Below are 24562 nucleotides of genomic sequence, written 5' to 3' on the forward strand. Positions count from 1 at the left end.
CTGCACTCCGCGATCGGCCACATGCCACCTGCCGAATACGAGGCAACCTACTACCGTTCAATCACCACACCAGCGCCAACCAGCGCCAGGTAGACCGGACGTCACGAAACCCGGGGCACCTCAGAGGGCCCGGTCGTAGGGGTCGCGGCCGGCTTTAGCCCAGGACCGGGGACCAGAGCGAGACGGCACGGTCGGCGTACACCGTCCGGTCGGGAAAGGCTTGCTGCTCTCCCCAGACACCGTCCCGTAGCCGAGACCACCAGATATGGGGGTCTGGCCCACCACCCTTCCACGCCATCACCACGTCGCTGGTGTTCAGTGCAGCCAACGCCGGGCCCGCCGAGGTGAGCCGGTCGGTGAGTGATCTCGGTGGCGCCCAGAACGACCCGTTGACCGACCATGACCAGGAGATGTGGTCGTTGTCGACGTTGCGCCACGCCAGGTACATCACGTTCCCATCGGCCACCAGAGCCGGCGCGGCACTAGCAGCCGCGTGGGGCACCGTTCCCGATTCCTGCCACAAGAAGGAGCCGCTCTGGGTGTGGTTGTCCAGCTCCCACCAGGACACGTCGGTCACAGTGCCGGGACCTCGGTAGGCGATGAACAGAGCGTCCTCATGGGTGTTCCAGGTGGCCGTGACGCCGTCCACATGGGGGAGCCCCAGCACGGCCTTGCTGGTCTCGCCCGGGCCGAGCGGGTGTGTCCATTGGCCGTTCACCAACTCGGACCAACAGATACGGCCCTCGCCGTCGTCGTGCGACTTTGAGTTGTTCCAGAACATGAGGATGTGGTTACGGAACTGGACCACGGTGGGGAAGTGCTCAGTCTCGAACCTCGAGGCGATCTGTGTTCCCCACGCGTTGGCGGCGGTGTCCCACACCGAATACCAGATCCGGGGGTCACCCTCGACTCCCTTCCACGCCATGCAGACGGGGGTCTGATTACCGGCGATGGAGGGCGTACTGCTGCTGGCCCGGCCGTCGCTCAGGGGCTGCGGGTCTGCCCACCGCGGGTTGCCTCCGATGCTCACGTTGTGGGGCGACCAGGAGATCCGATCGTTCCCACGCACCTGCTGGGACCAGGCCATCGCAGGTGCCCTCGTTGTGTTGATTTGCGGCGCAGACGCAGGCTGCAGCTGATCATCAGACATCGAGACGTATCCCGCTTCCTGTCGAAGGGACTCGCATACAGCGATTGTTAATCGTCTGCCACCCGCGCCGCGTTCCACTCATCACGTTCTGCCACCGCCACAGGGATCACGACCCGATAGTTCCGAGTCCAGAGGCGGTTACGCGCGATGCTTCGCATCGACCGCGCGGGTGGCCCTGTCCTCGCCGATCGCGGTCCAGTGGTCCACCAGGTCCAGGTCAGCGCCCGCCTCCTCAAGCAGGCCGGCCCGGAGCGCGTAGTGCCGCGCCAGGATGTCGCCCCGCTTTGCATTGCCGCAGCAGATCCCGGCGACCTCTGCGAGCAGGTCCGCGCGCTGGCTGGCGATGCTGCAAGGCAGTATGGCAATTAGCTACTACCTGTCTACCGATCTCGGTCGGGGCGCTGGCGCTTGTCCTGGCTGTCAGGATCTTCCGGCGCGACACGCCCCAACCGGGCCACCACTTGGACGTGCCCGGACTGCTGATGCTCTCCCCGGGGGCTGGCCACCATGATCTACGGCCTGGCCACCGGTGGCGAGCACCGCGACTTCAGCCCCAGAGAGGTGCTCGTTCCTATACTGCTTGGCGCGGTGCTGGTGACCGCCTTCGTGGCCCGCGCGTTGACAGCCCGCCACCCATTGATCGACCTGTCGCTGTTTCGTCGGCGGTCATTCGCCACGGCCGCCGGGACGCTGCTGCTGTTCACCTGCGCGCACTTCGGGTCAATGCTGCTGCCGCTGTACTACCAGCTGGTGCGTGGCCAGAGCGCGACCGGCTCCGGCCTGCTGGGAATACCGCAGGTCCTGGCCACCGGCATCACCGTGCAGATCGCAGGCCGAATGATCGACAAGGTCGCCCCTGCGAAGCTGGTGACCGCGGGGATCGTCCTGGCGAGCGCCGGGTTCCTCACATTCACCACCCAGTTCCGCGCCGTCATGCGGCACATGCCCCGGCGGCGGAACGGCCTCACCACCTCCGTGACCATTGGTGGCAGCGGTTCTACCTGACCGCCAACGGCCGCCAGGACGGCATCGTGGGGGAGGTGTTCCTGTAATGGGGCAAGCAGGGCCAGACCTCCGCCGGGCTCATGGACTCGCCCTCGCCGCCGACATCGCCTTCCGCGAGTTCACCACCCCACGCGCAGATCCTCAACCAGAAGCTCGAACTCGTCGATTGCTGAACCGGCGCGACCGACCCACAGGGGGCGCGGCTAGGCCAGGCCCCTGATCAAGATTCCCAGCGAAACGATCTAGTGTTCTGCGCCTGATCGCATCGGTCCCGTTGGGGGTCACCGTCGGTCGGTGATGCGGTCGCCGCACTGTGGCGGCGAAGCCGCCTGGGCGGACCGGTCGCGGCCATGTGGTCATTCGTAAGCACGTTCTGGTTTTTTGATGGGGCGGATGCCGGTGGCCTGAATGGACTGGATGCCGGTGCCGCCGGCCTTGGGAGGGCGCGGAACCCAGGTACCGGTGATCTGCACCCAGGTCTCCTTGGGCGGCTGAGCGACCCCCCGGACGATGACCTGCATGGGCATGGCGTCGGCGGCACAGCAGGCGATTTGCAGCCGGGTCAGGTACCAGCCGCCTTCCTTGCTGGGCATGGCGAAGCCGGTGAGTGCGATCCGATGTCCGTTCAGGGTGTTGGCGAAACCGCCCTGGGCCTCGAAGGATCGCCCGATGAACTCCCCGATGGACAACGTCACGGGGTCGCTGGCGGGCAGCGCCGGATAACCGTCGCTGGGTGGCGGGATGGCGGGAGCTGCCCGCGGGGCGGCCCTGGCCGCGGTGAAGGAGCCCAGCGCGGGCGGTGCGACCAGAAAGATCGCGAGCACCGGCAGACCGAGCAGCCAGGCCACTCGTGGTCCCCGGTGCCCATGCCCATGGCCCTCATGGCCCTCATGGCCCTCACCGTGGTCGGCCTCGCCGGCATCGACCGCTCGCGGCTTTCCCCATGCGGCCCACAGGCCGGTGCTGCCGAGCAGGATGACCACCACACCGGCCGCCGCCAGCAGATAGCGCAGGCCGGGCTTGACGTAGCTGAGGTATTCGTCGGTGGCCACCGTGATGCGCAGGACCGCCACACCGATCAACACCAGCAGCATGTTCTGCGCGGTCTTGGTCACAGCATCCCCCAGGCGACCAGGGCGCTGACCCCGATGGCGAGTACGAAGGTCATCGGCATGAACCGGACGGCGAAGCGCGGGCCGAAGGTCCCGGCCTGCAGGGCGATCAGTTTCAGGTCCACCATCGGCCCCACCACCATGAACGTGAGCCTGGCGGTCGGGGAGAACTGGGTCAGGCTGGCCGCCACGAACGCGTCCGCTTCGGAGCAGATGGACAGCAGCAGGGCCAGCAGTGCGAGGGTCAGCACCGAGACGACCGGTATCCCGGCGACACCGGAGACCCAGCCGGCCGGCACGATGACGTTCATCGTCGCGGCGGTCATCCCGCCGACCACCAGGAACCCGCCCGCGTGGACGAGGTCATGCCGCATGGTCTCGGCGAAGGATGCCCACTTGCCGCCGGGCTCGGCGTGCGGCCGGGCCGGGACGCGCAGCCACTCGCCGCGGCCGAAGCGCAGCCACGCCCAGCCGGCCAGGACCGACACGATCAGCGAGGCCACGAAGCGCGCCGCCGCCATCTCCGGGTGGCCCGGAAAGGCGACCGCGGTCGCGACCAGCACCACCGGGTTGATCGCGGGGGCGGCGAGCAGGAAGGTCAGCGCCGCGGCCGGAGCCACTCCGCGTGCCATCAGCCCGCCCGCGACCGGTACCGAGGCGCACTCACAACCGGGCAGTACGGCTCCGGCGAGTCCGGCGACCGGAACTGCGGCGGCGGTGCGCCGGGGCAGCGCCCGGGTCCAGAACTCCGGCGGGACGAAGGCGGTGATGCCCGCGGAGAGCGTCACCCCGAAGACCAGGAAGGGCAGCGCCTGCACACAGATCGCCACGAACACCGTTGTCCAGGCCTGAAGCGACCGGATCTGCAACTCGGGGGCCAGCCAGATGCGCCCGGCCACCAGGGCGATGATGATCAGCCCGAAGACCACGGCCGGCCGGTTGCCGGTGGGGGGCCTGCGGCCCCATTCAGGCGGAGGCAGCAACTCGTCTTCGGCGGCCGGCGAGAGGGTCGCGCGGTCCGTCATGGCGGTCATCCTGCCAGAGAAGGGTCGCCCGGAGCGGGGTGAACCACCTCTTTCGTCGCTGTACCTGCTCGCCTCCGCCAGAGGGCCCGGGGGTAGGAGCAGCCAAGCGGTGGGCGTCGGCGGACGAGGACCGGCGTCCTTGAAATGCGTGCCACCGTCGAACGGCATTTCGGGGTGCGCCTGGCCTTCCAGAACTGCCATCGCGTCGCGCTGTTCCGGCCTGGCGCCGACAACGCCCTGCGTGAATTCACCACGCCCCGCGCGCAGATCCTCAACCAGCAGCCCGAACTCGTCGACTGCTGAGAAGCCGGAGGCTGCCGATGCGGTGGCTCCGCCCGCGCCATCGCCCTGGCCTCCCCGGGCTTCCTCTGCAGGCCACGCGGCCGGGCACCCTTGCCGGATGCGGATTCCGCAGCGGGTGGCTTGTCAGGAACGCTTGGCGTCCAGGAAGCGGACGAGGCCGGTCGTCAGTCCTTCCGCGGCGTGCTGGCGGAAGGCGGTGGTCGCCAGCAGGGCTGCATCGCCGGGATGGTTCATGTTGGCGCACTCGATGAACACTTTGGGCACGTGGGAGAAGTTGAGACCGCCCAGGTCGTCGCGGACGTTGAGGCCGTCCTGGCCGGCGTAGGTGGAGTAGGGCACGCCGGTGGCCTGATGGTAGGCGTCACGCAATGCCCTGCCGAGGGTGGCCGACGCGGCGATGATCCCGGTGTTGTGGCCGGGGACCCGGGCCGGTTCGATGACGTGAAAGCCGTGGCCGCTCCTGGGCGCTCCATCGGCGTGTATGGAGACGGCGGCGTCCGCGTGTGCCCGGTTGCCGATCAGTGCGCGTTCCTTGATGCACGGCCCGACACCGTGGTCACCAGAGCGGGTGAGAATCACCTGGGCGCCTTCACGTTCCAGCAGAGCCTTGACCCGGTTGGCCATGTCCCAGGTGAAGGTGTGCTCGGCGTACCCGGATGCGGTTTGTGCGCCCACGGTGTCGCAGGTGGAGACCTTGGTGATGATGTCCACGGGCTTGTTGATCACCTCGGGATGGGCGGCGTTGCCGCCGTTGTGGCCCGGGTCGATGACCACGACCTTGCCCGCGAGCCGGGGCGTGAACGCCTGCGAGGACGCCCGTCGGCGCCCGCCCGTGGCCGGTGACGGCGCCGGCCGGGGGTCATCGGTGCTGCCGCATCCCGCGGCCACGCCGGCCGCGCCCGCGGCCAGGGCGAGCAGCGCTGTGCGACGACTCGGTCCAGACGATTGCTCCACCGGCTCACGCCTTCCACGATCGATGTCTGCAACCTAGCCAAACACTGCCCAGGGTGGCCGCCGGATCGGCCGGCATCCAGTCGGCGGGAGGTTCTGCGCTCACGTGCGGTCCTGGCAGTCGCGGCACACGCCGTAGACCTCGATCCGGTGACCTTCGACCACGAAGCCGTGCTCGGCACCGACCGCGGCCAGACAGGACTGTAGATCGCCGGTGGTCGGCCCTTCGGTCACCGACGAGCACACCCGGCACACCAGGTGGTGATGGCGGCCTGGACGGCACATCCGGTAGGCCAGTTCCCCGCCGCTGTCGAAGACGTGCAGCAGTCCCGCGTCGGCCAGCGCGGTCAAGGTCCGGTACACGGTGGTCAACCCGATCGCCGACTCCTCGATCTCGCGGTGCAGTTCCTGAGCTGTGACCGGCCGTACCCGATCGGCCATCAGCGTGAGAACCAGCCGGCGCTGCCGGGTGACCCGCAGCCCCGCTCCACTCAGGAGTTCCTCAACCGAGATCATCTTCCCACGCTCACGATAACGAAACCGACAATCGTTCCCATTTCCAGCCGAGACCTCTCGGCCTGCCCGACGGTTCATGCTAGCTTGCAATGAAAACCGTTATCATGAGCAAAGGTTGGACATGGGATCTTTCATGCGACATGCGGCGACCAGCGGGCTGGCTGCGCTGCTCCTGACCGCGATGGGCGGCTGCGGCGGCTCCGACGACACCCCGGCCGCCGCCAAGCAGCAGGCGGCAGACGCCTCGGTGTCAGTGGTCGCCTCGACCAACGTCTACGGCGACATCGCCCGTCAGATCGGCGGCGAGAAGGTGAAGATCACCTCGATCATCCGCGACCCCGAGCAGGACCCGCACTCCTACGAGGCCAACCCGCAGAACCAGCTCGCGCTGTCCAAGGCGAGCGTCGTGATCGAGAACGGCGGCGGCTACGACGACTTCATCGACACGATGCTCAAGACCGCCGACAACCCCTCCGTTGCGCTCCTCAACGTGGTGCAGATCTCCGGCAAGACCGCGCCTGCGGGCGGCGAGCTCAACGAGCACGTCTGGTACGACCTGCCCACCGTCGCGCTGCTGGCCGACCGGCTCGCCACCGCGCTGGGCAAGGCCGACCCCACCGACGCCGCGACCTTCACCGCCAACGCGAACGCTTTCAAGACCAAGCTGCAGCCGCTGCAGAGCAAGGCGGCGCAGATCAAGACCGCCCATGCCGGCACCGCCGTGGCGATCACCGAGCCGGTGCCCGGCTACCTCCTGCAGGCCGCGGGCCTGCAGGACAAGACCCCCGAGGAGTTCGCCGAGGCCATCGAGGAGGGCAACGACGTCCCGCCGCGCGCCCTGGCCGACACCCTCGCCCTGTTCACCGGCAAGAAGGTCAAAGCACTGGTCTACAACGCACAGACCAGCGGCCCGCAGACCGAGAAGGTCGAGAAGGCCGCCAAGGACAACGGCATCGCTGTCGTCCCGGTCACCGAGACCCTGCCCGCCGGCAAGGACTACCTGACCTGGATGGACGACAACCTCACCGCGCTCAACAGCGCACTGTCGTGAGCCGGTGACCTTCATGAACGACGCGGTGATCGGTCTGCGCGGAGCCGGCCTGTCCTACCCGGACCGGCCGCTCTGGCACGACCTCGACCTGGACGTACGGCCTGGGGAATTCCTCGCCGTCCTGGGCCCCAACGGATCAGGTAAGACGAGCTTCCTGCGGATCCTGCTCGGCCTCCAGCAGCTGACCGACGGAACCGTACACATCGCCGGCCAGCCGCCGCGGCGCGGCAGCGACCTCATCGGCTACATCCCCCAGCACAAGGAACTCCTGCCGCACACCCCACTGCGCGCCCGTGACCTGGTCCGCCTCGGCATCGACGGCCACCGGTGGGGCCCACGCCGCGGCGGCGCCGCCGTCCGCGCCCGCGTCACCCAGGCGCTGCGCGAAGTCGGCGCCGAGCCGTACGCCGACGTACCACTGCACCTGATGTCAGGCGGCGAACAGCAACGCGTCCGCGTCGCCCAGGCCCTGGCCACCGACCCGCGAATCCTGCTGTGCGACGAACCCCTGCTCTCCCTGGACCTGCACCACCAGCGAGCCGTCACCGACCTGATCGACCGCCGGCGCCGTGACCACGACACCGCCGTCGTGTTCGTCACCCACGAGATCAACTCCATCCAGCGCGTCGCCGACCGCGTCCTCTACCTCACCGGCGGACGCTTCCGAATCGGCACCCCGGACGAGGTCATGACCACCGAGGTGCTGTCCGAGCTGTACCGCACACACATCGAGGTCGTGCACACCCAGGGCCGCATCATGGTCATCGGCGCCACCGACCCCGCCACCGATGTCTCCGGAGCCACCACCCCATGATCACTCACACCCTGGTCACTCACTCCCTCACCGCCCAGTCCCAAGCCGGACAAGGGATCTGGCAGGAGATCTTCAACTTCACCGGCTACAGCGACCTGCTGGTCCTGATCCGCAACTCCCTGATCGCCGGAGCCGTACTCGGCCTGGTCGGCGGCCTGGTCGGCACCTTCGTCATGATGCGTGACCTGGCGTTCGCCGTGCACGGCATCGCCGAACTGTCGTTCGCCGGCGCCTCCGCCGCCCTGCTCGCCGGAATCAACATCGTCGGCGGATCAATCGGCGGAGCACTACTGGCCGCCGCGATCATCGGCGTCCTCGGAGTCGCCGCCCGCGACCGCAACTCCCTCATCGGCGTGCTCATGCCGTTCGGCCTCGGACTCGGCGTACTGTTCCTGTCCCTCTACAAAGGACGGGCGGCCAACAAGTTCGGCATCCTCACCGGCCAGATCGTCGCAGTCGACACCCCCCAGATGACCTGGCTCATCGGCACCTCGCTGGTCGTGCTGGCGGGCCTGGCCATCGTGTGGCGGCCACTGACCTTCGCCAGTCTCGACGCCGACGTCGCCGCCGCCCGCGGCGTCCCCGTCGGCGGCCTGTCGCTGGCGTTCATGCTTCTCCTCGGCCTGGCAGTGGCCATCGCCATCCAGGTCGTCGGCGCCCTCCTCGTGCTGTCCCTGGTCTGCACACCCGCCGCCGCAGCCATGCGCATCACCGCCTCACCAATCCTCGTCCCCGCCCTCAGCGTCCTGTTCGCCACGACCTCGGTGGTCGGCGGGATCCTCCTCGCCCTGGGCAGCAGCATCCCGATCAGCCCCTACGTCACCACCCTCTCCTTCGGCATCTACCTCACCTGCCGACTCCTCGGACGGGCACGCACCCACGCCGGCCGGACAACACGCGTTGTCCCCTCAGCCACATGAGCTCCGCTTCCGTAGGGATCTCTCGGCTCACCAGCCGACGTGACCGACTACAAAGATTCAGGACAGTCCCGCCCCGGATTGACGACCGCGACGCGAACGATCGGGACGGTTGGCAGTTCAACTCGCTTCTGGTCCTGACCATGCTGTGGTCCTGTTGGTGTTCAGCCTGATGTTCCTGGCACCCGGCGGCCAGTTGCGCAGGGAGATCAGCGTTGTGGCCCATCGGCAGGGTCTGGGCGAGGTCGGCCGCCAGCTCCTGGTCGGCCAGGTCACGGCGTCAGGCGTGGGGACCACGTGACGGTCATCCACCAGGTATGCCGCGGGACCGGTTCACCCCCAGGGGCGTGGGGACCACAACCGCACCAATTTCGGCGCCCTGCGGGCAGTGGCGGTCGACCCGCACTGACCACCGAGTCCGACCGATGCGAAGCAAGACCCAGATGGATGTCAGTGCCCAGGAACCGGATTTCAGAGGTTACTCAGGTCCCAGATCATCAAAGTGCGGTCGGCGCCTCCGGAAATGACGACCGGGTGGCCTTCAAGTTGAGTGAAGGCCACAGCATCTACTGGTCCGGTGTGCCCAGTGAGCGGCGCTCCGATCGTTTTCCGTGTGGCAAGGTCCCAGATCCGTATCGTTCGGTCTTGGCTTGCCGTGATCGCAATGGGGCGGTCCTTCAGCTTGCCGAAGGCCACGCACCAGATCGAGTCGTTATGGCCGACGAGGTTCCTGCCGACGGGGACGTCATCGGCGAGTTCCCAGACCCGGGCTTCGTGATCGAGGCTGCCCGAGACGGCGATGGGCTTGCCATCGAGGTCGCCGATCGCCACCGATCGTATCTCCGCCGTGTGGCCGATGAGAGGTGCCACCGTCTGTTTCCGTGTGGCAAGGTCCCAGATCCGGAGCTTCTGATCATCGCCTGCGGTGACCACGACCGCCCGGCCGTTCACCTGGCCGACTGCCAATGACCTGATCGCCTGGCCAAACCCTGTGAGCGGAGGGCCGGTCTCCCTGCGGTTCTGCAGATCCCAGATCTTGACCTGCTCGTAGCTGCCGGCGAAAGCCACGGTGTGCCCGTTCAATTCCGTGAGCGCGAGGCTGAGCACGGCGCCCTTCTGCCCGGTGAGCGGATCTCCGATCTGGTTCTGGGTGCGGAGATCCCAGATCCGCACCCCGTCATCGCCGCCGGTGACAGCGACCGGGGTGCCCCGGAGGCGGCCGATGGCAATCGCACGGACAGCGCCTCGGTGTCCGGTGAGGGTGCGTCCGATCTGCCTTCTGTCGGCCAAATCCCAGATCCGTGCCGATCCGCCCTGGCTTCCCGAAACCGCAATTGCTCGATCATCGAGTCGGCCCACCGCAATGGCCGAGATCTCGCCCTGCCCGGTGGAAATCGTGGCCATGCGCGTTGCGGATGAGGACGTCATCTTCCCAGCCCTCTGCGTGACGACCAGCACAGCGATAGCCAGCAGGACTGCAAGGGCGGAGCTCACGAGGAGCCGGCGGCTCCGCAACGGCCTCGACAAGGCGAAAGCCGGGACAGAATTGTCGCGTCGGGTCCTGGAAGGGCCTAAAAGCTCGAGCATCGCCTCACGCGCCGACGGCCGCTCGGCCGGGTTCTTGGCCAGCGCCGCTTGGATGACTCCGTGAAATCGAGCCGGTAGACCGGTGAGGTCAGGCTGTTCGTTGACTATCCGATGCATCGCCGCAGGACCCGATGCTCCGAAGGCCGGGACACCGGTGGCGGCATAGACCATCGTCGTCCCCCAGGCGAACATGTCGGTATGCGGGCCGAGGGCTCCTCGTACGATCTGTTCTGGCGCCATGAAGGCCGGGGTGCCGATGACCCTGCTTGCTTGTGGCGTTACGGTCTCCAGCGCTCGCGCGATGCCGAAATCCACGACTCGGGGCCCGTCCGGCCCGAGGAGCACGTTGTCCGGCTTGAAGTCACAATGGACGATCCCCGCTGCATGAATCGCGGCCAGGGCTGTCAGCGTTCCTGTTGCCAGACGCTGCAGCTCGCTTTCCTCAAATGGCCCTTCTCGGGTAACCCGTTCAAGTAACGATGCGCCTGGGATGTATTCACTCACGATGAACGGTGTTCCGCGCTCGATATCGACTTCCAGGATCTGCGCCGAATAGGCGAACACCTTCCGTGCTGCGTCCACCTCCCGCAGGAAGAGCCGACGAGCGTGATCGTCTCGCGCGAACGTGGAATTCAACAGTTTGACCGCTACCTCGCGCCCGTCCGGACCACTGCCCAGATAGACGGTTCCCTGGCCTCCAGCCCCCAGCACACCAAGCAGGCGATACGAACCGATCGTGGTGGGGTCGTGCGGCTCCAGCGGCTTGAGGCTGGGCACCAAACACCTCCATCGAGGCGTGCGGGCATCCGAAGCACGACAATAGCCAGCCGCGCCCTCCGAGGCGACGGTTCCTAATGCCCCTGTGGCGCCCGAAAATAGGATCGCGTAGCTGACCTGCGGATTGTTGGTTGATCTACGCGGCCTCGTACAGGCCACCGAATACAAGCTTCGCGCGATCCGGCGGTCGGCGAGGTCAACGATCGAGGTTGGAGTAGTCGGGGCAGTGTCCAGTGTCCCGAGCCCGTCTGAGCTTCCCCCTGTGGCACGGACACTTCACCTGAGGTGACCATCTGGTCATCAGGAAGGATGTCCTCGTGCCTGCACCACATCCCCCGGAGTTCCGCCGTCGTGCGGTCGAGCTGGCTCGCCAGGGTGAGCGTCCGGTCTCTCAGATCGCCAATAGCCTGGGCATCAGTAACTCATGCCTGCGCAATTGGGTGGCCTTGGCTAACGCCGAAGAAAAGGGGCGGATCGGACCGGCTGACCAGCAGCGAGAAGAAAGAACTCGCTGAGCTGCGCCGCCGCAATGAGCAGCTCGAGGTCGAGAACGACATCCTCAAACGCGCGGCCGCGTACTTCGCGCGGGAGAACGTTCTCCCAAAGTAGCCTACTCGCTGGTCCGTGAACTCGCCGACGACGCCATCCCGGTCGCGGTGGCCTGCCGAGTGCTGAACGTTTCGAGATCCGGATACTACGACTGGCTCGGCCGGCCGCAGTCGCCACGGGAACTGCGGAGCACGGAATTGACCAAGCTGATCCGGGACATCCACGCCACCTCCCGCGGCAGTTACGGGTCACCGCGGATCCACGCCGAACTACGGCTCGGCCTCGGCGAGAGCGTCAACCGCAAACGGGTGGAGCGGCTCATGCGCCAGGCCGGCCTGCAGGGCATCTACCGGCGCAGGGGACGTCGCAGCCTGGTACATCAGGCCACCGAGGAGGACCTGGTCCACCGCAAGTTCGAGGTTGCGGGTCCCGACCGGCTCTGGCTGACATCACCGAACACCCGACGAGCGAGGGGAAAATGTATTGCGCGGCCGTCATGGACGCCTATTCACGGCGCATCATCGGCTGGTCGATCGACACCCGGCAAGCCACCGACATCGTCGCCAACGCACTCGCGGTGGCCGTAGCACGCAGGCACCCACCCGAACGTTCCACCATTCTGCACTCCGACCACGGAACGCAATACACATCCTGGGCATTCGGGAAACGACTCCGCGACGCCGGCCTTCTCGGTTCCATGGGCACCGTTGGTGATTGCTACGACAACGCGATGATGGAATCGTTCTGGGGAACAATGCAGCTCGAACTACTCGACACCCGCACCTGGAGAACCCGCGAGGAGCTCGCTAACGCGATCTTCGAATGGATCGAATGCTGGTACAATCCACACAGACGCCATTCCAGCATCGGAATGCACAGCCCCGCCACGTTCGAAGGGCTCTACGAGCCCCCTGACACCGCCGTGTGATCCCACACCACAGGTGTCCGAGCTACGGGGGGAAGCTCAGGCGTCAGCCCCGGCCTGACAATCGTCAAAACCATCACCCAGGCCCACGACGGAACACTCACCCTCACCCCGCGCCCTGCCGGCGGAATCCGCATCAGGGTGGAACTGCCCGCACCAGCTCCGCACACCGACAGGTGAAGCACATGCACGACCGCTTCGGCTTCGACTCCGACGCCACCCTGTGATCAGGTGGCGGGGTCGCGGAGTCCGGCGTCGTATCGCTCCTGCGCCGCGACCACCTCAGTGGTGTGCGTGGCGATCGAGCCGATGAGTTGCGCGAATGGGCGAGACAGCACGTGCCCCATCTCGGTCAGTTGGTAGGTCACCTGCGGTGGCGAGGTCGGTTGCACAGTGCGTGTGATGAGGCCGTCGCGGACCAGGGTCCGCAGCTTGGCTGAGAGCACCTTCTCGCTGATGCCGTCGATGAGCCGGCGCAGTTCGAAGAAGCGCAGTGGTCCGGGCTGTAGCGCGCAAAGGATCAGTGGCACCCACCGTCCGGTGAGGTGCTCGAAGACTTCCCGTCCGGCGCACTCGCTGTGAAACGCGTCACCCGTCCACCAGGCCCCGCCCCGGTCGACCTGCCGACCTACCGTCATGGAGTGAGCTTACTTCAAGGTATGTCCTTACGAAAAGTAAGCCCAATGTCTAACGTCTGCCCCGTCTTCGCATCACGAGTTGAGGAGAGGCAGATGAACGGCAAGCAGGTGGCGTTGATCAGCGGGGGCGGCCGGGGCATTGGGGCCGCGACCGCGCGGGAGCTGGGCGGACTCGGGTACCACGTGGTGGTGAACTATCGGCGCGACACCGCCGCGGCGGACGAGGTGGTCAAGGACATCCACGCCGCCGGGGGCACCGCGCAGGCCGCTCGGGCCGATGTGACCGATGAGGCCCAGGTGGCCGTGCTGGTGGACGGAGTGGTCGCCGAGCACGAGCGCATCGACGTGCTGGTGGGCAACGCCAACACCGCGGTGCCGCCGTTCGGCCCGCTGGTGCACCTGCCGTGGGAGGCGTTCGCGGCCAAGGTGGACGGCGAGCTGGCCGGGGTCTACCACCTGACCCGTCGCGTGCTGCCGGTCATGGCCGAACGGCGTGCTGGGCGGATCGTCTACGTGTCCAGCACCGCCGCCGAGCTGATCATCGGCAGCATCGCCCAGTCGGTCGCCACCGCCGCGTTGAACGCCTTCGGCCAGCAGGTCGCCGCCGAAGCGATCCGCGACCGGATCACGGTCAACACCATCGCCCTCGGCGCCGTCGCCACCGACGCGACCGCCGACGTGTTCATCAACGGCATCCAGCGCCACTTCGGCAACCGGTCGATAACCGGCCGGCTACAGGAACCCGAGGACGTGGCACGCCCGATCGCCGCGCTCGTCGACGGCACGTTCGGCACGGTCACCGGCCAACTCGTCCGCGCCGACGCAGGCTACGGGCTACTGAGCCAACTGCTGGACGGCCTCCCCGGCCAGTTCGCGCCCGCAGCGCCGTGATCCGCAGGGACAGGCCTAGAGCCCCAGATTTCCGGCGAACCCAAGGGCCCACAATTATCCAGACCATCCCAACGGTGCGGTGCCGACCCTTTGGGTTCCCTCCTCAGGCGGTGGTGGGCGGGCGCGGGCTGCCTTTATGGCGCGGCCGAAGGTCCCGGCGGTGGGTGAGGTGACGCCTTGGGTGAAGGTGGTGGTGTGGTGATTGTCAGCTCGATCAGTCCTCGCCTGAGAACCGCTCCCACGCGGCGTTGCGTCCACGGAGGTGGGGTGGGCTGAACGGTTTGCCGGGTTCGGCGGCCGGCCAGGGTGGTAGCGGTGTTCCCGGCCACTGCGTCAGGTCCACCAGGACGGGCCGGTCCGGTCGCCTGCTCTGCTGCGGGAAACGGCCGTGGGTCGCCGGGTGGAAGATCCGCCGTGAGTAGTTGCTGCGCCGGTGGTGCCCGGAGTCGGGGCCGAGGAACAGGAACTGGCCCATACCCCCGCACGCCGGGTCCAGGTCCCCGCAGGTTCACCGCCCAGCGCGCTTGACCTGCCGTGAGACCAGTCCGGCGAGGAAGGGTGGCAGGTCGACGGCCCGGTAGGACTCGTCCTTGGGTGGCGACTTCTCCAGCCGGCCGGCGAACTCGCGGAGTTGCCAGTCGATCTGGATCTGCCCCGAGCCGGCAGAACGGCCGCTCCAGGCCCATGACCTCGCCCCATCGCATCCCGGTGTAGGCGGTGAGGATGACCATGATGAAGTCGTCCTCCTGGCCTGACAGGAGTCCGCATCGTTCGGCGAGGTGCAGCACCTGCACGGGAGTCGCCCAGGCCTTCTCCGGGCACCGGTGAGCGTGGGCTCGCCGGCGGCCGCGGCCTTTGCGTTTCTCGGCGGCATTGACGGAGACCAGCCCGCGGTCCTTGGCATCGCCCAGGATCGTGCCCAGCATGGAGCGGGCATCGGAGGCCGCTCCATCTTCGACGGCGCCACCACCTCACAGCGCACCCCCGCCGCCCGCAGCGCTCTGGCCAGGGCAAACCCCGTCGGACCCGCCTCATAAGCGACCGTGACCGGCCCGGGCAACGACCCCACCCACGCCACCACCCGCTCGGTCTGCGGCGCGACCCGCAGATGAGTCACTTCCCGGTGAGGTCATCGATCACCCCGACCACCACCGACCGGGCATGCACATCCAACCCCACCCACGTACGCTCGAAAGACACCGGCGCCTCCCGTAATTGCGGCACTACCGCCCAGCGTGCGGCAACCCGCGCCAACTTACGAGCGAGGCGTAGGCCAGCGTGAGCCTGACCGAGCGGCACCGCGCGGTCGTGGGTGCTGTGCCCACCGGTGGAGCCGGTGCGGAGCAGATGAGCGGTCATCGCGTGGGCCATGACCTGAACAGCTTCGTCAGCGCGGGCATCACCAAGAAGATCAGTAGCGCGACGGCCACTGGCACCATAATGAGGAAGCGCGCGAACATCGGCAGCCGGGGATGCATTTCGCCGAGGCGACGGCAGGCCGGCGAGTGTGCGGGTGACGGTCCGGGCGGCGCCGTCCACAGTGATCACGGTGCCGGTTGGGCAAGGTGGGCGTCGCGGCGAAAGGAGCGCATCAGTCGTCTGGCCGCCCTGGCCGGCCGACTCGACCCGCACCATCGGCAGGCACTCGCCGCGTCGCTGCCCGCACTCCTTGAAATCGGCCCGGCTTGCAGCCCGACCACCCAACAGGCCGACGACACGCTTCCCCCACCCAGTAAGGAACGACGCCATGACCTCCCCGCACACCTTCCCCCTGGAGCCCACCACGATCCATGTGTCCGACGAGGCCCTCGATGACCTGCGCGTCCGTCTCTCACTGACCCGGGCGCCGCTGGACGAGGGGAATGGGGACTGGTCCTACGGCGTCCCGGACAGCTATCTCCGTGAGCTGGTCGCCTACTGGCGGGACGGCTACGACTGGCGCGAGGCCGAGGCCGCCATCAACGCCTATGAGCACTACCAGGTGAGTGTCGCCGGTGTCCCGGTGCACTTCATGCGTAAGCGCGGCCGCGGCCCTCGCCCTATCCCGTTGATCCTCACCCATGGGTGGCCGTGGACGTTCTGGCACTGGTCGAAGGTGATCGACCCGCTCGCCGACCCGGCCGCGTTCGGCGGTGACCCCGCCGACGCGTTCGACGTCATCGTGCCGTCCCTGCCCGGCTTCGGTTTCCCCGGCCCGCTCACCGGCTTTTCGGACGTCAACTTCTGGAAGGTCTCCGACCTCTGGCACACCCTGATGACCGAGACCCTGGGATACGAGAAGTACGCCGCCGGGGGCTGCGACATCGGCGGGATCGTCTCCAGCCAGCTCGGCCACAAGTACGCCGACGAGCTGTACGGCATCCACATCGGCTCCGGGCTGCCGCTCGACTTCTTCACCGGCCCCCGCGCCTGGGACTTCGCCCGGAATCGGCCCCTCACCGACGACCAGCCCGCCGACGTCCGCGCTCGCATCATCGAGCTGGACCACCGCTCGGCGTCCCACCTCGCCGTGCACATGCTCGACGGTGCCACCCTGGCCCACGGGCTGAGCGACTCGCCCGCCGGACTGCTCGCCTGGCTGCTGGAGCGCTGGAACGCCTGGAGCGACAACGGCGGCGACGTCGAGTCCGTCTTCACAAAGGACGACCTGCTCACCCACGCCACGATCTACTGGGTGAACAACTCCATCTCTACGTCGATGCGTTACTACGCCAACGCCAACCGCTACCCCTGGGTCCCAGCCCACGGCCGCACCCCGGTCGTACAGGCCCCGGTCGGGCTCACCTTCGTCACCTACGAGAACCCGCCCGGCATCCACACCGCCGACGAGCGAGTCCGGGCGTTCAAGGCCGGCCCGCAGGCCGATTGGTTCAACCACGTCAACGTCAACGCGCACGACCACGGCGGCCACTTCATCCCCTGGGAGAACCCCGGCGCCTGGGTGAGCGACCTGCGCCGCACCTTCCACGGACGCAGGCTCTGAGCGACCCCGTGGGCTCAGGTGGCGGTCCATGTCGATCTCGATGGTCCCGTAGAGGCTGGCGTGTGACCAGTGTCGACCAGTGTTTCGGCTTTTTCGACCGGTCGGCTGGTACAGCAGGCGCCCCAGGTCGGTCATGGCTCCGGCCCGGCCAGGGCCGTACCCGGTCCGGGCCCGCCCAGGAGTCGCGGATACGCGCCGTGCCGGTGCCGGCCCTACGCCAGATTCCGCGTGCAGGCGGTGAGCAGGGCGGCGAGCTGTCGCACGTCATCGGGGGGAAGGCCGGTGAGCATGCGTTCCTCCACGTCGAGGACGATGTCGTCGGCTTGGCCGAGCAGGGAGCGGCCGGCGTCGGTGAGGGTGACCGGCAGGGCCCGGCCGGCGGTCGGCTGGGTGGCGACGGAGGTCAGTCCGGCCTTGTTGAGACCGGCGAGCACGTCCCGCAGGGACTGCCGGGTGACGAAGGTGCGGCGGGCGAGTTCCGCGGCCGGGGCACCGGGGGCGTCGGCAAGTGCCCGCAGCACCGCGTACTGGGACATGGACAGGCCCAGTTCTCGCAGCGGGTCCTCACACGACCGGCGGAATGACTGTTGCACCTGCTTGAGCAGGTAGCCGACGCGCTGGCGGACATCCCCTTGACTCATGACAGGAACCTTACACAGAATACGACATGTAAGGAACCTGACATGAGGAGGAGTCATGCCCCCGACCACCACGATCGCCGCCGGCGCCCCGGTCGCAACTTTGATCAACGTCTTCACCGTGCAGCCGGCCCGCCAGCGCGAACTCGTCGACCTACTGGTCATCGCCACCGAGGAGGTGATGCTGCACCTGCCCGGATTCGTCGCCGCCAACATCCACGCCAGCGACGACGGTACCCGGGTGGTCAACTACGCCCAGTGGGAGACCGCGGACGCCTTCCGCGCCATGCTCGAGACCCCGGCCGCCCAGGTGCACATGCGCCAGGCCGCCGCCATCGCCGACCAATTCGACCCGCACCTGTACGCCGTCGAATCAGTGCACCACTCCTGACCGCCTCACGGGTCCGAACCCACGGGTGCCCGACCACCCGTTCTCCGGCTTCGGCGGATGCCCTTCATCCGCTGAAGGCGATCCGGGCCTCCGTGTCGCGCACCTCGCTCCGTCGCACCTTCCCTGCGTCGTCGCGGAGCGGTCGGTCGGTGAACCGAAACGTCCGGGGGATCTTGTAGCGGACAAGGCGTCCGGACAGGAAGGCCCTGAGCTCCGGCTCGGTGAGCTCGCCGTCCGGCTGGATGAGGGCGTGTACCCGCTGGCCGAGATCCTCGTCCGGCAGCCCGACGACGACGCAGCTCAGGACGGCCGGATGCTCGGTGAGGGCCGCCTCGACCTCGGCGGGGTACACGTTCGCCCCGCCGGTGAGGATGAGGTCGGTGCGCCGGTCGCTGAGGTAGAGGTAACCGTCGGCGTCCACCCGGCCGAGGTCGCCCAGCGACTCCCAGTCGCCGGCGGTCCGCGGCTCCGCGCCGACATAGCGGTACGTCGGCGGAGCACCGGGATCAGGTCGCATGAAGATCTCCCCGAGCTCACCGACCGGTACCTCGGCCAGAGCCGGCGAAAAGATCTTGACCTGGCCCCAGAGCGGCCGGCCGACCGAGCCGGGATGCGCTAGCCATTCGACGCCGTTGATCAGGGTCATCATCTGGCCCTCGGTCCCGCCGTACATCTCATAGACGTTCTCCGGCCCGACCAGGCCGAACCAGGCCCGCTTGAGCCAGGCAGGACAGGGTGCGGCACCGTGCCATACCTGTTCCAGCGGGCTCAGATCCCAGGCGCCGCCGCCGCGTTCCAGCTCGCGCAGCACCCGCAGCATCATGGTGGGTACGAAGCTCACCCAGTCCACCCGGTGCCGCCGGATGGCCTCGAGTACCGCGACCGGATCGAATCTGGGCAGGACGACCAGGTGCTGGCCCATGAACAGTCCGTACATCGAGAAGTTGAACGGCGCGTTGTGGTACAGCGGGCCGGGCACCAGCTGGACACCGCCGTCACGCTGGCCGAGCAGCGTCCCGCTCGCCGCCGGATCGATCTCGCCCGGCTGACCGGACACGATCAGCTTGGAGCGCCCGGTGCTGCCCCCGGACGTCGGCGCCTTCCACGACGGCCCCACCCGCGGTTCGAGGTAACCGTCGTCCAGATCCGGATCGGCGACCTCCTCGGTGACGACTAGACGGGGGGCGGCCAGGGCGACGATGGCCGCGCGCTCCCGCTCGGGCAGCCGCGCGGAGATAGGCTGAGGCACCGCGCCGAGCTTCCACAATGCGAACATCACCGTGTAGAAGCCGATGCCGTTGGGCAGGGCGACGGTGACGAAGTCGCCCTCCCCGACGCCCTGGCGCCGGTATGTCCGGGCCAGCCGGTTGGCCCGGGACTCCAGCTCCGCCCTGGTCACGGTCTCTTCTGCGCAGGTCACCATGGGCTGCTGCGGAGCGGCCTGGGCCAGATCGCTGAGAATCTGCCCGAGCGGCACCTTGTCAGCCACGGGTGAACCGCTTCATGAACGCCGGCTCGACGACCTGGCCATGGACCTGCGCGTTGTGGCTGTGCGCGAGCTGGTGCAGGGCGAAGGCGTGCCGCAGCGCGTCCGGCCTGCCCTGCGCGTCCTGGGCGGCGTTGACCGACTGTTTGGCCAGTTTCAGAGCGAACGCGGGCTGCTCGGCGATACGGGCCGCCAGCTCCATGGTCACCTCGGTGAGCCGGTCCAGGGGGACGACCCGGTTGACCATGCCGATCCGCTCGGCGTCCCGCGCGCTGAGCGCACCGGAGGTGAACAGCAGTTCCTTGGCCTTGCGCACGCCGAACTCGTAGGGGTGGTTGAAGAACTCGACGGCGTTCACGCCCATCGCGACCACGTTGTCGATGAACTCCGCGTCCTCGGCCGCGATGATCAGATCGCAGGGCCAGACCAGCATCAGGCCACCGGAGATGACCTTGCCGTGCACTTCGGCGATGGTCGGCTTGGGGATGTTGCGCCAGCGCTCGGAGAAACCCAGATAGATCTCCTCCTCGCGGGCCATCAACCCCTCGGCCCCGGCCCGGGTGAATCCACAGCCGGTGCCGACGGTGTCGTACCCGTGCAGCGCACCGTAGGGGTCGTCTTCGCGCAGGTCGTGGCCGGCCGAGAAGTGCGGGCCGCCGGCGGCGAGCACGATCACCGCGATCTCCTCGTCGTGCGCTGCCCGGTCGAAGGCGTCGTTGAGCGCGTACAGCAGCTCGGTGTCCTGGGCGTTGCGGCGCTCGGGCCGATTCAGGGTGATCCTTGCGACCTTCGGTATCGGGGTCTCGTACAGCACGACGCTCACCGGTGGCCCTCCCACAGGACTCGCTCGTCTCCGGCCGGGTCGTCGACGGGGGTGACGGTGTCGGTGATCACGCCGACGGTGCGGCGGGTTCGGTCGTAACGAGGCCAGCCGGGGTCGGCGCCGCCGGCGAACGCGACCCAGAGCGCGTGGAAGGTGTCCGCGACCGGCTGCGGCGGGTTCGCGCCGAGGCGCGGCTCCAGGCCCGGAGAGTCGAGGGTGTCGAAGGCGAACGGGACGTCGACACCGTGGCCCGAGCCGAGGATCGGCGAGGCCCAGTCGAAGCGGTAGACCCAGGTGTCGCGGCCTCTGGCCTCGGCGGCCCGGATCGCCGGGATGCGGAAGTACCAGTCGGAGACCACCGCCGAGAGCAGATCGCCCGGTGTGGCATCGGACCGGTTCCTCCGGTACGTGGCGACCGCCTGCCGTAGGGCCGTCTCGTCGACGAGGTCGAGTGCACCGGAGGCGACCAGGATCAGCCGTGCCTCCTCGGCGGTGGTTCCGGTCAGCAGCGGGACCTCGGGGTCGAGGGACTCCAGCGGCGCGTTGCCGAGCACCTCGCCGTCGACCGTCGGGGCGAACGGCTGCGAACTGAGCGCCAGCTCGCCCCACTTGTCCGGATCGGGCGCCGTCTGCACCTCGGTGATCACCGCCCGTACGGCCGCCGCCACCGTGTCCGGCGGCAGAGCGGCGAACGCCTCGCGGGTCGGGTCGGTGCCCAGGCGCGCCGCGAGGTCCTTGGCGACCAGCCGGCCGGTCTCCGCGGACAGGTAGTGCTGTGCTCCGCCGCTCTGCGCGATGGCGCGCTGGAAGAGCCCCTTAGCCCGCGGCATGGACAGCAGCGTCTGCACACACCAGGCGCCGGCCGACTCGCCCGCGATGGTCACCCGGCGGGGGTCACCCCCGAACGCCTCGATGTTCTCCTGGATCCAGTGCAGGGCGGCAAGCTGATCGAGCAGCCCGCGGTTGGCCGGGGCGCCGTCCAGATAGGCGAATCCCTCGGCGCCGAGCCGGTAGTTGACGCTGACGAAGACGATTCCGTCGCGGGCGAACGCGGTCCCGTCGTACTCGGCGAGCGAGTTCGACCCGTTGGTGAACGCGCCGCCGTGGATCCAGACCAGGACCGGGCGGTCGTTCCCGCCGGGTGTCCAGACGTTGAGGTTGAGGCACTCCTCGCCCGGGATGACGACCTCGGGGAAGAGCGGAACGTACATCTCGACGTAGTCGTCCTTGGGCGCGGTGGGTCCGAAGCCGGTCGCGTCACGGACCCCGGTCCAGGGCTCCGGAGGGGCGGGCGGCCCGAACCGGTGCGCGCCGAAGGGCGCCGCGGCGTACGGGATGCCCAGGTAGGCGCTGATCTCACCGTCGCACCGGCCGCGTACGACCCCCTGGGTGACATGCAACATCTCTGCCATACAGTTTCTCCTGTGAAACATGAATTGTTTATGTTACAGAACAATGATGTTCCCCTTCAATGTTGTCAAGATGGGATCCAGCTCGGATATGTTGCGTGGGTGGAACAGACTCCCTTGCAGCGTCAGCTGACCGCGCCGAGTCGGCGGCCCACCGCGCTCGACGCCTTCCGGCGGGCACGCGCCGACTTCCTGGCGGGGAACCGGGTCGACCTGCAGTCGCTGGCCGCCCACCTCGGGGTCAGTCGCGTCACCCTGTACCGCTGGGTGGGCACTCGGGATCAGCTGCTGGTCGAGGTGATCTGGTCGCTGACCGAACAGACTCTGCGCCAGGAATGGGACCGTCTGGCCGCCGAACCCGGCCCGCGGGTGCCCGAACTCATGGTTCGCCTGCTCCGCACCATCTGGGATCAGCCGGGCGCTCGCCGGTTCCTGGAACAGGAGAACGATCTGGCCATGCGGCTGCTGACCCTGAAGACCCACGGCTTCCAGCCCCGGCTGCTCGACCTGCTCCGCGACAAACTGTCCGAGGACCTGGAAGAGGGGCGCATCGCCACCACGATTCCCCTCGACGACCTCGCCTACACCGTCCTGCGCGTCACCGAGTCCTTCCACTACCTGCCCACCATCACCGGCGAACCCGCCGATCCGGACCGCGCCGCCCGCGTTCTCGCCGCCCTGCTGCCGTCGCCCGGGCATTGCCCCTGACGGCGTTGGCGTGCATCGGGTGTCCGCGGTGGAGATCGATCACCGGGTCGCAGGATCGGCTGAGCCTCGTCGGAGGGTCGGTGCCGGGTCCGCTCCCCGGCAGCTCTTCGACCTCGCTGGGGGCAAGGACCTGCCATGGCCTGCCGTACCGGACGGTGCTCCGGCCGTGCGGCCCCGGCCCTGCCGGTGGGGGCCGACCCGCAGGGCCCACCCGAGCCCGTGGGGCCCGGCGGGGAGTCCCCGGCCGGGCCACACGGGCTCGGGTCACAACGGGCGGCCGACCAGGAGATCGTCCGGTACCAGGCGGCGTCCACGCCCGCGGTGAACCCGCAGGTTCTCCAGGCTCGACATGCCTGTGCGGTGAGCGGTGGCGCTCAGCCCCGCACCGGCTTGGGCAATAGCTGGACCAGTCCGGAGACCACCACGCCGAGGGCGGCCAGCACGCCGAGCGCGATGCCGAAGGCGTGCGGGAAGGAGCCGGTGTGCGGATGGTCGCCGAGGGCGTTGTAGAAGACGACTCCGATGAGCGCGACTCCGACGGCGCCGCCGGCCTGCTGGGAGGTGGCCAGGATCCCGGAGGCTGCTGCGGCGTGGTCGGCCGGTACCCCGCCCATGGCGATGGGCGGCATCGGCGGGACGAACAGGCCCATCCCCACACCGGAGACCAGGAGTCCAGGAATGATCCAGCCGATGGCGCCGTGCGTCCCGATGGCGGTCGCGGTCTCCGCCAGTAGCGCGTACCCTGCGGCGACGGTGAGGGCGCCGGCGGTCAGGACCTGCCGGCCGAGCCGGGCGGCGACCCGGCCGGACAGCCCGGAGGCCGCGAAGTAGCCGAGGCCGAGCGGCAGGAAGATCAGGCCGGACTGCAGCGCCGACAGGCCACGACCGTCCTGGAGATAGAGCGCCAGCACGAGGAAGAACGAGGCCATCGTCATGAAGTAGACAAGGTTGGTCACCGCCCCGGCGGAGAAGGCGCGATCCCTGAACAGGGACGGCTCGATCAGCGGTGCGCCACCGCGCGCGCTGAGCCGCCGCTGGTGCAGGACGAAGGCGCCGAGCAGCGGCAGCGCACCGGCCAGGCAGAGCCAGGTCCACTCCGGCCAGCCCTGCTGTTGTCCCTGCACCAGTGGCAGCACGACGGCGACCAGGCCCAGGCCGACCAGCGCGGTACCGGCCACGTCCAGCCGGGCACCGGCGGCCGAACGGATCTCGGGCACCAGCCGGCGGACGACCGTGAGCGCGGCGATCCCGATGGGGACGTTGATGAGGAAGATCGAGCGCCAGCCCAGCCCGGCGACATCGACCTTGATCAGCGCTCCGCCGATGAGCTGCCCGAAGACGCCGCCGAATCCGATGGCCAGGCCGTAGGCGTTGAACGCCCTGGCCCGGTGCTCACCGGTGTAGACGGCGTTGATGATGGCGAGCACCTGCGGGGTCAGCAGCGCCGCGGCGGCACCCTGCGCCACCCGGCCGGCCACCAGGAATCCGGCGGTCGGTGCCGCCCCGCATGCGGCCGAGGCGAGCGTGAACAGCCCCATGCCGAGGGCGAACAGCCTGCGCCGCCCGTACAGGTCGCCTAGGCGCCCCGCCGTGATCAGGCCGGCGGCCAGCGCCAGCCCGTATCCGGCGATGATGAACTGGATCTGCGAAGGGCCGGCCCGCAGATCGCTCTGGGTCGCCGGGATCGCGACGTTGACGATGAAGAAGTCGAGAGTGACGACGAAGACGCCGGACAGCAGGACCAGCAGCGTGCCCCAGGAGGGTCTCGCCGCAGACTCCTCCTGTGGCGGTGTGGTGCGGGTGTCCGGACTGAGGGTGGTGCTCATCTCTGGATGCTCCCTGGCGAGTCGTTTCTGCTGATCAACAAGCTACGGAGATCCGGAAACGGCGGAATCTGTCATGTATAGGTATTT

At 68.3% G+C, this 24562-nt stretch carries 23 protein-coding genes and 3 pseudogenes; 12 read left to right on the forward strand and 14 right to left on the reverse strand.

The window, feature by feature from the left end:
• Positions 1–154: 154 nt before the first annotated feature.
• Positions 155–925, reverse strand: coding sequence for a hypothetical protein (locus ACRYCC_RS30670; RefSeq protein ID WP_433817226.1), 771 nt, complete (start codon positions 923–925; stop codon positions 155–157).
• Positions 926–1657: 732 nt separating this feature from the next.
• Here ACRYCC_RS30670 and ACRYCC_RS30675 point away from each other — a divergent pair.
• Complete coding sequence (locus tag ACRYCC_RS30675; RefSeq protein WP_433817227.1) at positions 1658–2155, forward strand: efflux MFS transporter permease; 498 nt, start codon at positions 1658–1660, stop codon at positions 2153–2155.
• Between the two features lie 356 nt (positions 2156–2511).
• Here the strand turns inward: ACRYCC_RS30675 and ACRYCC_RS30680 are convergent, their stop codons facing one another.
• Positions 2512–3270 carry a TIGR03943 family putative permease subunit gene (locus ACRYCC_RS30680; RefSeq protein WP_433817228.1) on the reverse strand — a complete coding sequence of 253 codons (759 nt, stop codon included), beginning with the start codon at positions 3268–3270 and terminating at the stop codon, positions 2512–2514.
• Positions 3267–4301: a permease gene (locus ACRYCC_RS30685; RefSeq protein ID WP_433817229.1), complete on the reverse strand. Its 1035-nt coding sequence runs from the start codon at positions 4299–4301 to the stop codon at positions 3267–3269. Before ACRYCC_RS30685 ends, ACRYCC_RS30680 begins: the two co-directional genes overlap by 4 nt.
• Before the next feature lie 135 nt (positions 4302–4436).
• Between ACRYCC_RS30685 and ACRYCC_RS30690 the strand changes: the two are divergent.
• Positions 4437–4595 (forward strand): annotated as a pseudogene (locus tag ACRYCC_RS30690) (SCO5389 family protein); the annotation flags it as partial.
• 123 nt (positions 4596–4718) lie between these two features.
• Here ACRYCC_RS30690 and ACRYCC_RS30695 read toward each other — a convergent pair.
• Both ACRYCC_RS30695 and ACRYCC_RS30700 read right to left on the reverse strand, forming a co-directional pair.
• Positions 4719–5549, reverse strand: coding sequence for an N-acetylmuramoyl-L-alanine amidase (locus tag ACRYCC_RS30695; protein ID WP_433817230.1), 831 nt, complete (start codon positions 5547–5549; stop codon positions 4719–4721).
• A 99-nt stretch (positions 5550–5648) separates the two neighbouring features.
• Positions 5649–6062 (reverse strand): Fur family transcriptional regulator, encoded by a 414-nt coding sequence (locus tag ACRYCC_RS30700; RefSeq protein ID WP_433817231.1) that lies wholly within the window; start codon positions 6060–6062, stop codon positions 5649–5651.
• Between the two features lie 133 nt (positions 6063–6195).
• Here ACRYCC_RS30700 and ACRYCC_RS30705 point away from each other — a divergent pair, with 133 nt between their 5' ends.
• From ACRYCC_RS30705 to ACRYCC_RS30720, 4 genes are all read left to right on the forward strand, one after another.
• Positions 6196–7113, forward strand: a complete 918-nt coding sequence (locus ACRYCC_RS30705) for a metal ABC transporter solute-binding protein, Zn/Mn family (RefSeq protein ID WP_433817232.1) — start codon at positions 6196–6198, stop codon at positions 7111–7113.
• Between the two features lie 13 nt (positions 7114–7126).
• Positions 7127–7927 carry a metal ABC transporter ATP-binding protein gene (locus ACRYCC_RS30710; RefSeq protein WP_433817233.1) on the forward strand — a complete coding sequence of 267 codons (801 nt, stop codon included), beginning with the start codon at positions 7127–7129 and terminating at the stop codon, positions 7925–7927.
• The gene (locus tag ACRYCC_RS30715) at positions 7924–8847 is read left to right on the forward strand and encodes a metal ABC transporter permease (RefSeq protein WP_433817234.1); all 924 of its coding nucleotides are present in this window, start codon (positions 7924–7926) and stop codon (positions 8845–8847) included. The genes ACRYCC_RS30710 and ACRYCC_RS30715 overlap by 4 nt, the downstream gene beginning before the upstream one ends.
• Before the next feature lie 145 nt (positions 8848–8992).
• Positions 8993–9145, forward strand: a complete 153-nt coding sequence (locus ACRYCC_RS30720; protein ID WP_433817235.1) for a hypothetical protein — start codon at positions 8993–8995, stop codon at positions 9143–9145.
• Positions 9146–9315: 170 nt separating this feature from the next.
• On the opposite strand, the gene ACRYCC_RS30725 is transcribed toward ACRYCC_RS30720, so the two are convergent.
• Positions 9316–11208, reverse strand: a complete 1893-nt coding sequence (locus tag ACRYCC_RS30725) for a protein kinase domain-containing protein (protein ID WP_433817236.1) — start codon at positions 11206–11208, stop codon at positions 9316–9318.
• Between the two features lie 317 nt (positions 11209–11525).
• On the opposite strand from ACRYCC_RS30725, the pseudogene ACRYCC_RS30730 reads away from it, so the two are divergent.
• Both ACRYCC_RS30730 and ACRYCC_RS30735 read left to right on the forward strand, forming a co-directional pair.
• Positions 11526–12685: pseudogene (locus ACRYCC_RS30730) on the forward strand (IS3 family transposase).
• 33 nt (positions 12686–12718) lie between these two features.
• Positions 12719–12862, forward strand: a pseudogene (locus ACRYCC_RS30735) (two-component sensor histidine kinase); the annotation flags it as partial.
• A 47-nt stretch (positions 12863–12909) separates the two neighbouring features.
• Here the strand turns inward: ACRYCC_RS30735 and ACRYCC_RS30740 are convergent.
• Complete coding sequence (locus ACRYCC_RS30740) at positions 12910–13320, reverse strand: winged helix-turn-helix transcriptional regulator (protein WP_433817237.1); 411 nt, start codon at positions 13318–13320, stop codon at positions 12910–12912.
• A gap of 93 nt (positions 13321–13413) precedes the next feature.
• On the opposite strand from ACRYCC_RS30740, the gene ACRYCC_RS30745 reads away from it, so the two are divergent.
• Positions 13414–14211, forward strand: a complete 798-nt coding sequence (locus tag ACRYCC_RS30745) for an SDR family oxidoreductase (RefSeq protein WP_433817238.1) — start codon at positions 13414–13416, stop codon at positions 14209–14211.
• Positions 14212–14425: 214 nt separating this feature from the next.
• Here ACRYCC_RS30745 and ACRYCC_RS30750 read toward each other — a convergent pair whose 3' ends face one another.
• Together ACRYCC_RS30750 and ACRYCC_RS30755 are read right to left on the reverse strand one after the other, a co-directional pair.
• Positions 14426–14686, reverse strand: coding sequence for a hypothetical protein (locus ACRYCC_RS30750; RefSeq protein WP_433817239.1), 261 nt, complete (start codon positions 14684–14686; stop codon positions 14426–14428).
• Positions 14687–15324: 638 nt separating this feature from the next.
• On the reverse strand, positions 15325–15960 hold the full coding sequence (locus ACRYCC_RS30755; protein ID WP_433817240.1) for a hypothetical protein: 636 nt from the start codon (positions 15958–15960) through the stop codon (positions 15325–15327).
• Here ACRYCC_RS30755 and ACRYCC_RS30760 point away from each other — a divergent pair.
• Complete coding sequence (locus ACRYCC_RS30760) at positions 15959–17194, forward strand: epoxide hydrolase family protein (RefSeq protein WP_433817241.1); 1236 nt, start codon at positions 15959–15961, stop codon at positions 17192–17194. The genes ACRYCC_RS30755 and ACRYCC_RS30760 overlap by 2 nt on opposite strands.
• A 212-nt stretch (positions 17195–17406) precedes the next feature.
• On the opposite strand, the gene ACRYCC_RS30765 is transcribed toward ACRYCC_RS30760, so the two are convergent.
• Positions 17407–17835, reverse strand: a complete 429-nt coding sequence (locus tag ACRYCC_RS30765) for a MarR family winged helix-turn-helix transcriptional regulator (protein ID WP_433817242.1) — start codon at positions 17833–17835, stop codon at positions 17407–17409.
• Between the two features lie 55 nt (positions 17836–17890).
• Between ACRYCC_RS30765 and ACRYCC_RS30770 the strand changes: the two genes are divergently transcribed.
• Positions 17891–18223, forward strand: coding sequence for an antibiotic biosynthesis monooxygenase family protein (locus ACRYCC_RS30770; RefSeq protein ID WP_433817243.1), 333 nt, complete (start codon positions 17891–17893; stop codon positions 18221–18223).
• Positions 18224–18287: 64 nt separating this feature from the next.
• On the opposite strand, the gene ACRYCC_RS30775 is transcribed toward ACRYCC_RS30770, so the two are convergent.
• Genes ACRYCC_RS30775 through ACRYCC_RS30785 form a run of 3 tightly spaced genes read right to left on the reverse strand, consistent with a single transcriptional unit; the run spans position 18288 to position 21944 of the window.
• Complete coding sequence (locus tag ACRYCC_RS30775; RefSeq protein WP_433817244.1) at positions 18288–19712, reverse strand: AMP-binding protein; 1425 nt, start codon at positions 19710–19712, stop codon at positions 18288–18290.
• Positions 19705–20532 (reverse strand): enoyl-CoA hydratase, encoded by an 828-nt coding sequence (locus ACRYCC_RS30780; RefSeq protein ID WP_433817245.1) that lies wholly within the window; start codon positions 20530–20532, stop codon positions 19705–19707. Before ACRYCC_RS30780 ends, ACRYCC_RS30775 begins: the two co-directional genes overlap by 8 nt.
• Positions 20529–21944 carry a carboxylesterase/lipase family protein gene (locus tag ACRYCC_RS30785; RefSeq protein WP_433817246.1) on the reverse strand — a complete coding sequence of 472 codons (1416 nt, stop codon included), beginning with the start codon at positions 21942–21944 and terminating at the stop codon, positions 20529–20531. Before ACRYCC_RS30785 ends, ACRYCC_RS30780 begins: the two co-directional genes overlap by 4 nt.
• Positions 21945–22043: 99 nt before the next feature.
• Between ACRYCC_RS30785 and ACRYCC_RS30790 the strand changes: the two genes are divergently transcribed.
• The gene (locus ACRYCC_RS30790; RefSeq protein ID WP_433817247.1) at positions 22044–22649 is read left to right on the forward strand and encodes a QsdR family transcriptional regulator; all 606 of its coding nucleotides are present in this window, start codon (positions 22044–22046) and stop codon (positions 22647–22649) included.
• A gap of 374 nt (positions 22650–23023) precedes the next feature.
• Here the strand turns inward: ACRYCC_RS30790 and ACRYCC_RS30795 are convergent, their stop codons facing one another.
• Positions 23024–24475 (reverse strand): DHA2 family efflux MFS transporter permease subunit, encoded by a 1452-nt coding sequence (locus ACRYCC_RS30795; protein WP_433817248.1) that lies wholly within the window; start codon positions 24473–24475, stop codon positions 23024–23026.
• Positions 24476–24562 lie beyond the last annotated feature (87 nt).

The organism is Actinomadura scrupuli (assembly GCF_050971785.1).
GTDB lineage: Bacteria > Actinomycetota > Actinomycetes > Streptosporangiales > Streptosporangiaceae > Actinomadura_E > Actinomadura_E scrupuli.

Coding starts and splice junctions, on each gene's coding strand:
- ACRYCC_RS30750 (WP_433817239.1), bottom strand. CDS start 14,686: ATGGGCCAGTTCCTGTTCCTCGGCCCCGACTCCGGGCACCACCGGCGC.
- ACRYCC_RS30705 (WP_433817232.1), top strand. CDS start 6,196: ATGCGACATGCGGCGACCAGCGGGCTGGCTGCGCTGCTCCTGACCGCG.
- ACRYCC_RS30785 (WP_433817246.1), bottom strand. CDS start 21,944: ATGGCAGAGATGTTGCATGTCACCCAGGGGGTCGTACGCGGCCGGTGC.
- ACRYCC_RS30675 (WP_433817227.1), top strand. CDS start 1,658: ATGATCTACGGCCTGGCCACCGGTGGCGAGCACCGCGACTTCAGCCCC.
- ACRYCC_RS30745 (WP_433817238.1), top strand. CDS start 13,414: ATGAACGGCAAGCAGGTGGCGTTGATCAGCGGGGGCGGCCGGGGCATT.
- ACRYCC_RS30755 (WP_433817240.1), bottom strand. CDS start 15,960: ATGGCGTCGTTCCTTACTGGGTGGGGGAAGCGTGTCGTCGGCCTGTTG.
- ACRYCC_RS30710 (WP_433817233.1), top strand. CDS start 7,127: ATGAACGACGCGGTGATCGGTCTGCGCGGAGCCGGCCTGTCCTACCCG.
- ACRYCC_RS30795 (WP_433817248.1), bottom strand. CDS start 24,475: ATGAGCACCACCCTCAGTCCGGACACCCGCACCACACCGCCACAGGAG.
- ACRYCC_RS30740 (WP_433817237.1), bottom strand. CDS start 13,320: ATGACGGTAGGTCGGCAGGTCGACCGGGGCGGGGCCTGGTGGACGGGT.
- ACRYCC_RS30760 (WP_433817241.1), top strand. CDS start 15,959: ATGACCTCCCCGCACACCTTCCCCCTGGAGCCCACCACGATCCATGTG.
- ACRYCC_RS30715 (WP_433817234.1), top strand. CDS start 7,924: ATGATCACTCACACCCTGGTCACTCACTCCCTCACCGCCCAGTCCCAA.
- ACRYCC_RS30700 (WP_433817231.1), bottom strand. CDS start 6,062: ATGATCTCGGTTGAGGAACTCCTGAGTGGAGCGGGGCTGCGGGTCACC.
- ACRYCC_RS30685 (WP_433817229.1), bottom strand. CDS start 4,301: ATGACCGCCATGACGGACCGCGCGACCCTCTCGCCGGCCGCCGAAGAC.
- ACRYCC_RS30765 (WP_433817242.1), bottom strand. CDS start 17,835: ATGAGTCAAGGGGATGTCCGCCAGCGCGTCGGCTACCTGCTCAAGCAG.
- ACRYCC_RS30670 (WP_433817226.1), bottom strand. CDS start 925: ATGGCGTGGAAGGGAGTCGAGGGTGACCCCCGGATCTGGTATTCGGTG.
- ACRYCC_RS30770 (WP_433817243.1), top strand. CDS start 17,891: ATGCCCCCGACCACCACGATCGCCGCCGGCGCCCCGGTCGCAACTTTG.